Source organism: Geodermatophilus sp. URMC 60, assembly GCF_053502585.1.
In genome coordinates this window covers 1,678,005-1,690,363 of sequence record NZ_CP199958.1, presented here as the reverse complement: position 1 = coordinate 1,690,363, position 12,359 = coordinate 1,678,005, and the positions used below count along the sequence as shown (strand labels likewise).

The window sequence follows — 12,359 nt, the reverse complement described above, 5'->3', positions numbered from 1 at the left end:
ATAACGGACACGGTGCGTCTGACAACGGTGCGCGATGAGTGAACCAGCGGGGCGATGTGTCGACTCGTGGACGCGCCGACACGAGGCGTGAGGGACGCGCCGGATGAGACGGGTGTGACGGCTGCGCAGCGTGAGGTCGACGGCGTGAGCAAGGCCACGGTGCCGGGGACGGCTGCTGGTCGCGGTGTGGGCCCGATCCGGGACGGCGGCCGGGGCACGGCACGTGGCCGCGGTGCGGTCCGGGGGACCGCGAGGCACGGCCGTGTCGGCCGGAACCCGAGGAGGTGCTCCGCGGTCCGGAGGACCGCGGAGCCATCGATCACATGGTCAACGCGCGGTCGTCGACGCGCACCGGCCTGAGCCAGGTGACCAGGAAGACGGCGAGCGCGATGCCCGCGGCCAGCGCGGCGAAGCCACCGGCGACGAGCGCGACCGGCAGCAGGTCGATGCGCTGCGTGACGCGGTCGCCGAGGTCGATGCCCGCCGCCAGCAGCAGCGCCCCCAGCGGCAGCAGCGCCAGCACGCTCACGGCCGCGGTGACCAGGTGCGCCGTCCAGGTCCGGAGCGCCTCGTCGAGCGGCACGTCGGCGCCCTCGGCCGGCAGCGGGCGGACGTGCGTCCGGAGCAGCGCCACCTCGGCGAGCACCCAGGCGATGAGCGGGACGGCGACGGCGACCCAGCCGACGCTGTCGGGCAGCGCGCCGCGCCGCCACATGAGGACGGCCGCGGCCAGCTCGGCGACGACGACCGCGCGCATCGACCAGAGCAGCACCATCGAGATCAGCTCGGACTGACGCGGCCGGTGAGGCGGGGAGCCGGCCCGCCAGCGCGGCCGGGGGCGGGTCGCCTCGGCGAGGACGACGCCCAGCAACAGCCCCAGGACGAGGGCGGGCAGCCACAGGAACACCGAGGCCTCGCCGAACAGCGCGATGCTGACGCCGATGCCGGCCAGCCCGAGCAGGAAGCCCAGTCGGCGGACCCGGCGTCCGTGCTGCGCCTGGCGCGCCAGGGTGGCGAGCCCCTCCGGCGTGGGCGTGGTGAACCCGACCGCCGCGGCGGCGACGGCCCGGCGGCCGGCGGCCAGGGCCCAGGCTCGGGCGAGCAGGACACCCGGGACCAGCACGGCGATGAAGAGCACGACGGCGATGAGGCGGCCCACGGGGCCAGTGTCCCCCTGAACCGGATTCCGTGACGGAGTGCGGTCACGACCTGGCGCGAGGCGCGGGAGATCGGGGGACGGCAGGGTCGAGGGGACCGGTCACGAGGACCGCGAGGTCCCGACCGGGCAGGAACGGGACCTGGTGACGGTGTCGGCCGGTGGGCCGACCGATCACAGCCCCGACCAGCCACCGAAGACGCGCTCGGCGTTGGTGGTGAGGTGGGCGCAGAGCTCCTCGAGCTCGACGCCGGTGACCTCGGCAAGCGCGCGGACCGTGTGCGGCACCAGCCGGGAGGCGTTGGGCCGCCCGCGGAAGGGCACCGGGGTGAGGAACGGCGAGTCGGTCTCCACCAGCACCTGCTCGACCGGCGCCAGCGCGGCGGCCTCGCGCAGGTAGCCGGCGTTGGCGAACGTCAGCGTGCCCGCGAAGGACAGCACGAAGCCCCGCTCGACGCAGGCCCGGGCGAAGGACGCGTCGCCGGAGAAGCAGTGGAAGACGGTGTGCGCGGGAGCGCCCTCGTCCTCGAGCACCCGCAGGATCTCCTGGTGGGCGTCGCGGTCGTGGATGACCAGCGCGACCCCGCGCTCCTTGGCGATCCGGATGTGCGCCCGGAAGGACGCCTCCTGAGCCGCCCACCCGTCGGGCCCGGTGCGGTAGCGGTCCAGGCCGGTCTCCCCCACCGCCCGCACCTGTGGCAGCGCCGCCAGCCGGTCGATCTCGGCCAGCGCGTCGTCGGTCGCCGCTCCCTCGCCCGCCTCGTTGGGGTGCAGGGCCACGGCGGCCAGCACGTTCGGGTGCCGGGCGGCGAGCTCGGCCGACCAGCGGGACGACTCGACGTCCACACCGACCTGCACCAGACGCGGGACGCCCACGGCGACCGCGGCCGCGATCTCGGCGTCGACGTCCTCGGGGGCCGGCGGCTCCCCGTCCTCGGGACGGAACCCGCTGAGCACGATGTCGAGGTGGGTGTGGCTGTCGACCGCCGGTGCGGGCAGCGGCTCCGGCGACGGCGGCTTCTGCCCCCTCCGGTTCGCCCGCGACGCCGCCGACCGACTCACTCCCCGTTCCCCGCGTCGGCCGTCTCCGCGGAGCTGGCCCTCACCGGCCGCCCTCGAGCCGGGCCAGCTCCTCCTCGACGATCGACTCGTCGAGCTTCCGGAACACCGGGGTGGGCGGTGACAGCGGCGTCCCCGGAGGCAGCGGGCGGGAGGCCCAGACCGCCTGCCCCTCGGAGTGGTTACCGGTGATGATCGGGTACGGCGAGCCGTCGTCGAGGTCGGTGACCTCCTCGATCCGCGGCGCCGGCGACCACACGCCGCTGCCACCGAGGAGCTCGTGCACCTTCTGCGCCGAGTGCGGGAGGAACGGGGTGAGCAGGGAGTTGCAGTCGCTGACCGCCTGCAGGGCCGTGTGCAGCACCGTGTCCCGGCGGGCCGGGTCCTCCTTGAGCTTCCACGGCGCCTGGTCGGACAGGTACTTGTTGGCCTCGCCGACCACCCGCATGGCCTCCGCGGCGGCGGCCTTCTGCCGGTTGCGCGACAGCAGCTCCCCGACCGGCCCGAACGCGCCCGAGGTGGTGCCCAGCAGCGCCCGGTCGGCGTCGGTCAGTTCGCCCGGCGTCGGGACGGCGCCCACGTTCTTCGCCGCCATCGACACAGTGCGGTTGACCAGGTTGCCCCAACCGGCGACCAGCTCGTCGTTGTTGCGGCGCAGGAACTCCGCCCAGGTGAAGTCGGTGTCCTGGCTCTCCGGCCCGGCCGCGGCGATGAAGTAGCGCAGCGCGTCGGCGTCGTAGCGGGCCAGGAAGTCGCGCACGTAGATGACCACCTGGCGGGACGACGAGAACTTGCGCCCCTCCATGGTCAGGAACTCGCTGGAGACCACCTCGGTCGGCAGGTTGAGCCGGCCCAGCGACCCCGGCGTGCCGCCCTTGTCGCCCTCGCCGTCGTAGCCGAGCAGCTGGGCGGGCCAGATCTCGGCGTGGAAGACGATGTTGTCCTTGCCCATGAAGTAGTAGGCGTCGGAGTCCGGGGTCTGCCACCACTGGCGCCAGGCGTCGTCGTCCCCGGAGCGGCGGGCCCACTCGATCGAGGCCGACAGGTAGCCGACGACGGCGTCGAACCACACGTAGATCCGCTTGTCGGGGCGGTTGCGCCAGCCCTCCAGCGGCACCGGGACGCCCCAGTCGATGTCCCGGGTGTAGCTGCGCGGCTTGAGGTCGGTCAGCAGGTTCTTCGCGAAGTTCAGGACGTTGGGGCGCCATCCCTTGCGGCTGTCCAGCCAGCTCCCCAGGGAGCGGGTGAAGGCCGGCAGGTCGAGGAAGTAGTGCTCCTCCTCGACGAACTTCGGCGTCTCGCCGTTGATCCGGCTCCTCGGGTTGATCAGGTCGACCGGGTCGAGCTGGTTGCCGCAGTTGTCGCACTGGTCGCCACGGGCGCCGTCGTAGCCGCAGATCGGGCAGGTGCCCTCGATGTAGCGGTCGGGCAGGGTGCGCCCGGTCGACGGGCTGATGGCGCCGAGCGTCGTCTTCGGGAAGACGTAACCGTTCTGCAGCAGGCCCAGGAAGATCTCCTGGCTGATCGCCGCGTGGTTGGCCGTCGTCGTCCGCGTGAACAGGTCGTAGGACAGCCCGAGCGACTGCAGGTCGCCGACGATGATCCGGTTGTTGCGGTCGGCGATCTCCCGCGGGGTCACGCCCTCCGCGTCGGCGGCCACGGTGATCGGCGTCCCGTGCTCGTCGGTGCCGCTGACCATCAGCACCCGGTTCCCCGCCATCCGGTGGTAGCGGCTGAAGACGTCGGAGGGGACGCCGAAGCCGGAGACGTGGCCGATGTGCCGCGGGCCGTTGGCGTAGGGCCAGGCCACGGCGGTCAGGATGTGCCGATCACTCACGGCACGAGCCTAGGCGGCGACGTCCACCCGGTTCAGTGCTGGCCGGTGCCCGCGGTCGCCGGGGCCTCGGTCGCCGGGGCCGGCACCGGCGTGCTGAGCGCCACGGCGACCAGGGCCAGGCCGATGACGGCGAGCGTGGCCGCCCGGGTCCGCGGGCCGGCGGCGGCCGGCTCGGGACGGCGGGCCGGGACGCGCGGCCCCTCCGCGACCCAGGCCACGAGCGAGGGCGCGCCGGCCAGCAGCAGCTTGCCCACCGGCAGGCCGAGGACCAGCAGCGCCAGCGCCGGCAGCGGCAGGCCCATCGGCAGCGGATCGAACAGCGGGGTGGTCAGCGCGAGCGCCAACAGCGCCCCGACCAGCGCGATCTCGGCCGTGGCGACGGCGGCGTAGACCCGCCGTCCCGACCGGTCGAGCAGCAGCATCCCGCCGCCGGCGCACGACACCACCCACCCGGCGAGGAGGAGCAGCACGACGGCCACGACCGGCCCCGCCGGCCGCAGCGGGGACAGCAGCAGCCCGTCCAGCCCCGTCAGCCCACCCGCCAGCAGCGCGACCGCCTCCACCACGCCGACGGCGGCGGCCGCCAGCACGGTGACCGGTGGCCGGCGCCGGTCGGTGGGCGACGGCGCGCGCGGGATCTCGCGGGCGTCGAGGACGGTGCTCGCCACGGGGGTGCTCTCCCTGGCCGGGGACGTCGGTCACCGGTCGGGTCGGCCCCCGGAGCGGGCGGCTGGAGGGCCTGGGCGGGCGGCCTCACCCCTCCGAGGGGTCAGCGGCGGGCGATGTTGTCGGCAGCCGACATCCGTTCTCCGGTGGCCATCCGGCTGCGACGGCGGCCGTAGACGAAGTACATGCCGACGCCGAGCGCCATCCAGACGATGAAACGCAGCCACGTGTCGGTGGGCAGGTTGGACATGAGCCACAGGGAGGCGAGTGCCGAGACGATCGGCAGGACCGGGACCCACGGCACCCGGAAGGAACGGTGCAGGTCCGGGCGGGTCCGCCGCAGCACCCAGACGCCGATCGACACGAGGAAGAAGGCGAAGAGCGTGCCGATGTTCACCAGCTCCGCGAGTGCGGTCAGCGGGACGAACCCGGCGAGCAGCGCGACCACGATCCCGGTGGCGATCGTGATGCGGTACGGGGTGCCGTACCGGGGGTGGACCTTCGCCAGGCCGGGTGGGAGCAGGTGGTCGCGGCTCATCGCGAACAGCACGCGGGACTGACCGAGCATCAGGATCATCACCACGGAGGTGAGCCCGGCCAGTGCGCCGAGCGAGATGATGCTCGAGAAGACCGGCATCCCGTTGGCGGAGAACGCGCCCGCCAGCGGTGCGGTCGCGCTCAGCTCGGTGTAGTTCTGCATCCCCACGACCACCAGCGAGACCATCACGTAGAGGAGGGTGCAGATCGCCAGCGAGCCGAGGATCCCGCGCGGCATGTCCCGCTTGGGGTCGCGGGTCTCCTCTGCTGCGGTGGCCACGATGTCGAAACCGATGAACGCGAAGAACACGATCGCGGCGCCGGCGAGCACGCCGCCCCAGCCGTACGTGCCGGGGCTGAACCCGGTGAGCAGCGAGATCAGTGGTGTGTGCAGCCAGCCCTCCTCCCCCGCGGCCGCGGGCTCGGCCGGCGGGACGAACGGCGTGTAGTTCTCGGCCTTGGTGTAGAAGAACCCGACCGCGATCACCAGCAGGACGACGGCCAGCTTGATGGCCACGATGATCGCGGTGACCCGCGAGGAGAGCTTGATCCCGAGGATCAGGACGCCGGTCATCAGCAGCGTGATCAGGATCGCGGGGATGTTGACCGTCGCCGTCTCGCCGGCGATCGACGACGGCAGGGGCGTGCCGATGTCGTCGAGCAGCTGGTTGAGGTAGCCCGACCAGCCGACGGACACCGTCGCCGCGCCCAGCGCGAGTTCGAGGACGAGGTCCCAGCCGATGATCCAGGCGATGAACTCGCCGAAGGTGGCGTAGGAGAACGTGTACGCCGACCCGGCGACCGGCACGGTGGAGGCGAACTCGGCGTAGCAGATCGCCGCCAGCCCGCACACGATGCCGGCGATGACGAACGAGATCGCCACGGCGGGGCCGGCCTGGTCCCGGGCGACGATGCCGGTGAGCACGAAGATGCCGGTGCCGATGATGACGCCGACGCCGAAGACCGTGAGGTCCAGGCCCGACAGGTTCTTCTTGAGCCGGTGCTCCGGCTCGTCGGTGTCGCGGATGGAGTCCTCGACGGACTTCACCCGGCGCGTGTTGACGGCCACGACGCCCCGTCCTCTCGTCAGATCCGGACCCCGCGAGCGTGGCACGAGTGCCGCCGGCCCGCATGCCTACGCTGTGCCGTCGACCTGCTCGAGAGGAGTGCCGATGCCTGGCACGGAGGCCCCCCGCGGAGCACCCCGCGAGCTCCCGTCGACGCGCCCGCGGCCGGATGGCCGGCCGCGCACGACGCCGTCCCGGCCCGACGACGTCGGTCCGGTCGTCGACTGCGCCGTCTACGTCGACGGACGCCGCGAACCCCCGGTCGAGCCGCAGGAGGCGCTGCAGGCAGCCGTCGACAGGGGTGGCTTCGTCTGGCTCGGGCTCTACGCCCCGACCGAGGACGAGCTGGGCGCCATCGCCGAGCACTACGGTCTGCACCCGCTGGCCGTCGAGGACGCCGTCTACGCCCACCAGCGACCCAAGCTGGAGCGCTACGACGACGTCCTGTTCATGGTGCTGACCACCGCCCGGTACGTGGAGCACGACCGGCTGACCGCCACGAGCGAGGTCGTGGACACCGGCGAGGTCATGGTCTTCGTCGGGTCGAACTACGTCATCACCGTGCGGCACGGCGAGCACGGCGGCCTGGCCGACCTGCGCCGGGGCCTGGAGGAGCAGCCGGACCTGCTGTGCCTGGGCCCCTCGTCGGTGCTCTACGCGGTCGCCGACAGCGTGGTCGACGCCTTCGTCGACGTCGCGACCGCGGTCGAGGACGACGTCGAGGAGCTCGAGGCCTCGGTGTTCAGCCCGGAGCGCACCGACGACATCGGCCGGCTGTACCAGCTCAAGCGCGAGCTGCTGTCGCTGCGCCGGGCGGTCTCGCCGCTGGAGGTGCCGCTGGAGAAGCTGGCCGAGCGGCAGATCGACGTCGTCCCGGAGGCGATGCGGTCCTACTTCCGCGACGTCGAGGACCACGCCATCCGGGTGCGCGACCAGGTCTCCGCCCTCGACGAGCTGTTGACCTCGATCCTGCAGGCGTCCCTGGCCCGCACCTCGCAGGCCGACAACGAGGACATGCGGAAGATCTCCGCGTGGGCCGGCATCATCGCCGTCCCCACGGCGATCGCCGGCATCTACGGGATGAACTTCGAGTTCATGCCGGAGCTGCGCTGGCGCTACGGCTACCCGCTGGTCCTGCTGGTGATCGTGACCGCCTGCGTGCTCCTGTACCGCGGCTTCAAGCGCAACGGCTGGCTCTAGGTCCGCGCCGTCGTGCGCCGGGTGTGGTCTCGCCCCGGTCGGAGACCACACCCAGCGCACAGGGATCAGGGCCGCGGCGATGCGGGCCACCAGATCGCCGGGTCGGTGCAGATCGGCAGCCGTCACGAGCACCACCCGCCAGCCGGCCGCCTGCAGCCGGTTGAGCCGCTGCCTGTCCCTCGCGAACTGGCCCGGTTCGGCGTGCCGGACGCCGTCGTACCCCACGGCGACGCGCCGGTCCGTGGTCTCCGGCTGGCGCGAGACCACCATCCGTGCACAGCGCCGGTCAGTCGCCCTTCGCGGCGACGACGGCGTCGTAGACGGTCCGGCGGGGCAGCCCGGTGCGGACGACGACGGCGCGGATGGCGTCCTTGCGGGTGGCGCCCGCGGCCTCCTCCGCGGCGACCTCCACCGCCAGTTCGGACGGCGAGAGCGACGCCGGGGCCACCGGTGCGCCGCCCACGACCAGGGTGATCTCCCCACGCACGCCGTCGGCAGCCCACGCCGCCAGCTCGGAGAGCGTCCCGCGGCGGACCTCCTCGTGCGTCTTGGTCAGCTCCCGGCAGACGGCGGCCGGGCGGCCCTCGCCCATCGCCGCCGCGGCATCGGTCAGGGCGTCGGCCAGCCGGTGCGGCGACTCGAAGAAGACCATCGTGCGGCGCTCGTCGGCCAGCCCGGCCAGCCGCGACCGCCGCTCCCCTGCCTTGCGCGGCAGGAAGCCCTCGAAGCAGAACCGGTCGACCGGCAGGCCCGACACCGCCAGCGCCGTCGTCACCGCCGACGGACCGGGCACCGAGGTCACCTCGACGCCCGCGTCGATCGCGGCGCGCACCAGCGTGTACCCGGGATCGGAGACCGACGGCATCCCGGCGTCGGTGAGCAGCAGGACGGTCCGGCCCTCGGCCAGCGCGGCCAGCAGCCCGGGTAGCCGGGACCGCTCGACCGACTCGTGGAAGGTCACCACCCGGCCCGACAGCTGCACCTCCAGGTCGGCGGCCAGGCGGTGCAGGCGGCGGGTGTCCTCGACGGCGAGCACGTCGGCGGTCGCCATCGCGGTGCGCAGCCGCGGACCGACGTCCCCGGGCTGTCCCAGCGGTGCCCCACCGAGCACGAGCCGTCCTCCCATGCCACGAGCCTGTCACGACCACCGCCGGAGGCCCGCCTGCAGGGGCCCGCCGGCCCGCCCAGGGCACCGCCCTGACCCCGCGAAGGGTGGGAGGACGGGGTCCCCCTGCGAGTGCCGGGGGGCAGGCGCGTCCTTTCACTACCCTGGCCGCATGGCGGTGCTGGCTCCCGATCGCACGGACCGGGAGCCCGGCGAGCTCCGCCCGGCCCGGTCGCGCCGCCGTCCGCTCCCCCGGCCGCGCCGCGACACCACCCCGCCGCTGCCCTCCGACAAGGCCCTCGCGTGGGGGCTCACCGCGCTGCTGGGGCTGGGCACCCTCGCGATCCGGCTGTGGGAGATCGGCTATCCCGGCGACCTGCTCTTCGACGAGGCGTACTACCCGCCGGAGGCGCGCGAGCTGCTCGAGTGGGGCCACGAGTACAACCGCGGCTACACGTTCATCGTCCACCCGCCGCTGGGCAAGTGGCTGATAGCCGGTGGCATCGGGCTGTTCGGCTACGACTCCTCCGGCTGGCGGATCCCCTCCGCGGTCGCCGGGACGATCGCCGTCGTCGTCCTCACCCGGCTGACCCGTCGGCTGACCGGCTCCACGCTGCTCGGCCTGGTCGCCGGCCTGCTGCTCGCCCTCGACGGCCTGGCCTTCACCCTGTCGCGCATCGGCCTGCTCGACGTGTTCCTGCAGGTCTTCGTCGTCTCCGCGGTGGCCTGCCTGGTCGTCGACCGCGACACGGTGCGGGCCCGCATCCGGGCGCACCCGGCGGCCCCCGGCGGTCTCCCGATCGGCCCGCGCGGCTGGCGGCTGGCCGCCGGGTTCCTGTTCGGCTGCGCCTGCGCGGTGAAGTGGAGCGGGGTGTACTTCCTCGCCGCGTTCGCGGTGCTGAGCCTGTTCTGGGACCGCGCCGCCTGGCGCGAGGCCGGCGTTCCGCGCCCCACCCGCACCGCCGCGCGCCGCGGCCTGCCGGGGGCGCTGTGGGCGCTGGCCGCCGTCCCCGTGCTGACCTACCTCGCCAGCTTCACCGGCTGGTTCCTCGGGGAGACCTCGCAGGGCAAGGCGTGGGCGCAGCAGAACCCGGAGACGGCGTTCCCGTGGATCCCCGACGCGCTCCGGTCGCTGTGGCACCAGCACGCCGAGTGGCTGGCCTTCCACAACGGCCTGTCCACGCCGCACCCGTGGGAGTCCGGGCCGTGGAGCTGGCTGGTCAACGGCCGGCCGATCCTGCTGTGGAATCCGCAGGGTCTCACCGACGCGGCCGGCGAACCGGTCATCCGCTACATCCTCATGATCGGGACGCCGACCCTCTGGTTCGCCTTCGCGCCGGCGCTGGTCTGGGGGGCCTGGCGGCTGGTCGCCCGCCGGGACCCGGCCGCGCTGGTGGTCGCCGTCGCGGTCGCCGCCGGCTGGGGCACCTGGTTCCTCAACCCCGAGCGCACGATGTTCGTCTTCTACACCGCACCCGTCCTGCCGTTCTTCGTGCTGGCCGTCGTCCTGGTGCTGCAGGACGTGCTCGGCCGGCCCGGCGCCTCGCGGCTGCGCCGGCAGGTCGGCCTCGGCGCGGTCGCGCTCTACGTCGGCGTGGTGGCGGCGACCTTCGTCTTCTTCCTCCCCGTGCTGACCGGGGAACCGCTGTCGCGCGCGGAGTGGCTCGACCGGATGTGGTTCCCCTCGTGGTTCTGAGCCCGGGCCGGCTGCGCGCCCGCGCCTGAGGCGCCGTTCCGTACGGTGACGCCGGACACCTCCCAGCACGAGGGGACGGCGATGGGCGGGACGGAGCGGGTGCGCACCGGGGTGGACGGCGACGTCTGGCGGGTCACCCTCGACTCCCCGGGCACCGGCAACGCCGTCGACCCGGCCATGGCCGCGGCGCTCGGCGAGGCGCTGCGCACCCGGCCGCCGGAGACCCGGGCGGTGCTGCTGCTGGCCGAGGGCGAGCGCTTCTGCGTCGGCGGCGACGTGCGCGGCTTCGCGTCGGCCGACGACCCGGGCGCCTCCGTGGGCCGGCTGGCCACCGACTGGCACGAGGTCGTGCGGGCGTTCCTGAGCACCCCCGTGCCGGTGGTCGCGGGGGTGCACGGCGCGGTCGCGGGGGCCGGGGTCGGGCTGGTGGGCGCCTGCGACGTCGTCGTCTGCGCCCGCTCGACGAAGATCCGGCCCGCCTACGGCGCGATCGGCTTCTCCCCCGACGGCGGCACCTCCTGGACCCTCGCGCACGCCCTCGGCCCGGCCCGCACCCTGGACCTCGTGCTGACCGACGGCACGCTCGACGCCGCGGCCGCGCACGCCTGCGGCCTGGTCGCCCGCGTGGTGGCCGACGACGAGCTGCGCGAGGCCGCGACCGGGCTCGCGCACGCGCTGGCGGCCGGGCCGGTGCGGGCGATGGTGCGCAGCCGCGCGCTCGTCCGCGGCGCCGCCGTCCGCACGCTCGACGAGCACCTGGACGACGAGGCCCGGCTGATAGCCGAGTCGGCGGCCGACCCCGAGGGGCGGGAGGGCGTGCGGGCCTTCGTCGAGAAGCGGCGGCCGGACTTCCGCGGCGCGCGCTGAACGGCCGGGCGCGTCCGGTCAGCAGGACGTGGTGAGCGAGGCGCTCAGCACGTCGGACGTCCACGTGCCGCGGTAGGCCCAGATCCGGTAGGTGTAGGTCGTGCCGTTCACCAGGTTGGGGTCGGTGGCGGTCGTCGTCGTCCTGGAGGGCACGCTCTGCTCCCCCTGGAGCACCTCACCCACGAGCCGTTGGCCCCGGTAGCCCGTGGCCCAGGAGCTGGGGGTGGCCGTCCACGAGAGGACGGCCGACGGGGTCGACGGGGTGCGCCGGAGGGCCACGGTCTGCCCCACCCCGTAGCTCGACGTGGTGCTCTGGGCCACTGAGTCCCGTTGAGGTGCAGTGCCGGGTCCGACGAACAGCTCGTCCGATGCGGTCACCCCCGTGGCGGTCGTGCCGCTCTCCGGGAACCGCCACCGGAGCGTCGTCCCGGCCGGTTCGGGGAACGATGTCGTGGAGTTCGCGATGAAGCGCACCACCATGGTGTCCGCGGTCGTGGTCGTCACCGCGGGGGTGTACGGCGTGGTGCCGTAGCCCCCTGCGGCTGCCGAGGCGTCGATCGGCGTCGTGGTGCTGACACCGCTGTAGGCGGCCACTCCGCCGACCATCGCGATGCCGCTCCCGACGGGGAAGGTGAACGTCGCACTCGGCTCCCCGGTCACCGCCGTCCTCCGGTACAGCGCGGAGGTCAGCACCGTCGAGCTGGAGTCGTTGCGGACCCGCACCCATCCGGTCGGCGCGGAGAGGGCGGCGGTGGTGGTGTAGGGGTGCACCACCTGGGCGAGCAGGACGTCGCCGGCGACCGTGCCCGTGGGGACCGGCAAGGTGAGGGAGTCGGTGCCGGCGGCCGTCGTCGCGCTCCGGAAGGCGACGGCGGGCGGCACCGAGCAGGTCTGCGTGACGCTCAGGCCGGAGGGCGGCGCGAGCCGGTCGGCGGCCAGCAGGTTCGCGGCGTTGCCCGTGGTGTCGGAGAAGACCGCGTGCGCCGGCGGCAGCGCGACCAGGGCCAGCAGGGTGACCACGCAGGCTGCCAGGGCCGACGGCACACGGCGCAGTCGGCGGACGGGCCGATCCGCCCCTGCCATCGCCACCTCCGTCCGGCCCGCACGCCGCGGGTGTCCTCGCCCTGCCATCGGCAGGGCCGGCAGCCGGGTTGAGCCCGCGCGGGCCG

10 protein-coding genes are annotated in these 12,359 nt (G+C 74.0%); 3 read left to right on the top strand and 7 right to left on the bottom strand.

What is annotated here, in order from left to right; all coding sequences use genetic code 11:
• Positions 1–319: 319 nt before the first annotated feature.
• From ACWIX3_RS08160 to ACWIX3_RS08140, 5 genes are all read right to left on the bottom strand, one after another.
• Positions 320–1,159, bottom strand: a complete 840-nt coding sequence (locus ACWIX3_RS08160) for a hypothetical protein (RefSeq protein WP_448611570.1) — start codon at positions 1,157–1,159, stop codon at positions 320–322.
• A gap of 171 nt (positions 1,160–1,330) precedes the next feature.
• Positions 1,331–2,218: a TatD family hydrolase gene (locus ACWIX3_RS08155; RefSeq protein WP_448611569.1), complete on the bottom strand. Its 888-nt coding sequence runs from the start codon at positions 2,216–2,218 to the stop codon at positions 1,331–1,333.
• Positions 2,219–2,258: 40 nt separating this feature from the next.
• Entirely contained in the window at positions 2,259–4,052 is a 1,794-nt protein-coding gene (gene metG / locus ACWIX3_RS08150; RefSeq protein ID WP_448611568.1) for a methionine--tRNA ligase, read from the bottom strand.
• Between the two features lie 32 nt (positions 4,053–4,084).
• Positions 4,085–4,720, bottom strand: coding sequence for a hypothetical protein (locus tag ACWIX3_RS08145; protein WP_448611567.1), 636 nt, complete (start codon positions 4,718–4,720; stop codon positions 4,085–4,087).
• A gap of 101 nt (positions 4,721–4,821) precedes the next feature.
• The gene (locus ACWIX3_RS08140; protein ID WP_448611566.1) at positions 4,822–6,324 is read right to left on the bottom strand and encodes an amino acid permease; all 1,503 of its coding nucleotides are present in this window, start codon (positions 6,322–6,324) and stop codon (positions 4,822–4,824) included.
• A gap of 103 nt (positions 6,325–6,427) precedes the next feature.
• Here ACWIX3_RS08140 and corA point away from each other — a divergent pair, with 103 nt between their 5' ends.
• Positions 6,428–7,522 (top strand): magnesium/cobalt transporter CorA, encoded by a 1,095-nt coding sequence (corA, locus tag ACWIX3_RS08135; protein WP_448611565.1) that lies wholly within the window; start codon positions 6,428–6,430, stop codon positions 7,520–7,522.
• A 286-nt stretch (positions 7,523–7,808) separates the two neighbouring features.
• Here corA and rsmI read toward each other — a convergent pair whose 3' ends face one another.
• Positions 7,809–8,648: a 16S rRNA (cytidine(1402)-2'-O)-methyltransferase gene (gene rsmI / locus ACWIX3_RS08130; protein WP_448611564.1), complete on the bottom strand. Its 840-nt coding sequence runs from the start codon at positions 8,646–8,648 to the stop codon at positions 7,809–7,811.
• 151 nt (positions 8,649–8,799) lie between these two features.
• Here rsmI and ACWIX3_RS08125 point away from each other — a divergent pair, with 151 nt between their 5' ends.
• Both ACWIX3_RS08125 and ACWIX3_RS08120 read left to right on the top strand, forming a co-directional pair.
• Positions 8,800–10,323 carry a dolichyl-phosphate-mannose--protein mannosyltransferase gene (locus tag ACWIX3_RS08125; RefSeq protein ID WP_448611563.1) on the top strand — a complete coding sequence of 508 codons (1,524 nt, stop codon included), beginning with the start codon at positions 8,800–8,802 and terminating at the stop codon, positions 10,321–10,323.
• 45 nt (positions 10,324–10,368) lie between these two features.
• A complete protein-coding gene (locus ACWIX3_RS08120) occupies positions 10,369–11,190 on the top strand; it encodes an enoyl-CoA hydratase/isomerase family protein (protein ID WP_448611562.1) in 822 nt (273 codons plus the stop codon).
• Between the two features lie 18 nt (positions 11,191–11,208).
• On the opposite strand, the gene ACWIX3_RS08115 is transcribed toward ACWIX3_RS08120, so the two are convergent.
• Positions 11,209–12,273 carry a hypothetical protein gene (locus ACWIX3_RS08115; RefSeq protein WP_448611561.1) on the bottom strand — a complete coding sequence of 355 codons (1,065 nt, stop codon included), beginning with the start codon at positions 12,271–12,273 and terminating at the stop codon, positions 11,209–11,211.
• Between the last annotated feature and the right edge of the window lie 86 nt (positions 12,274–12,359).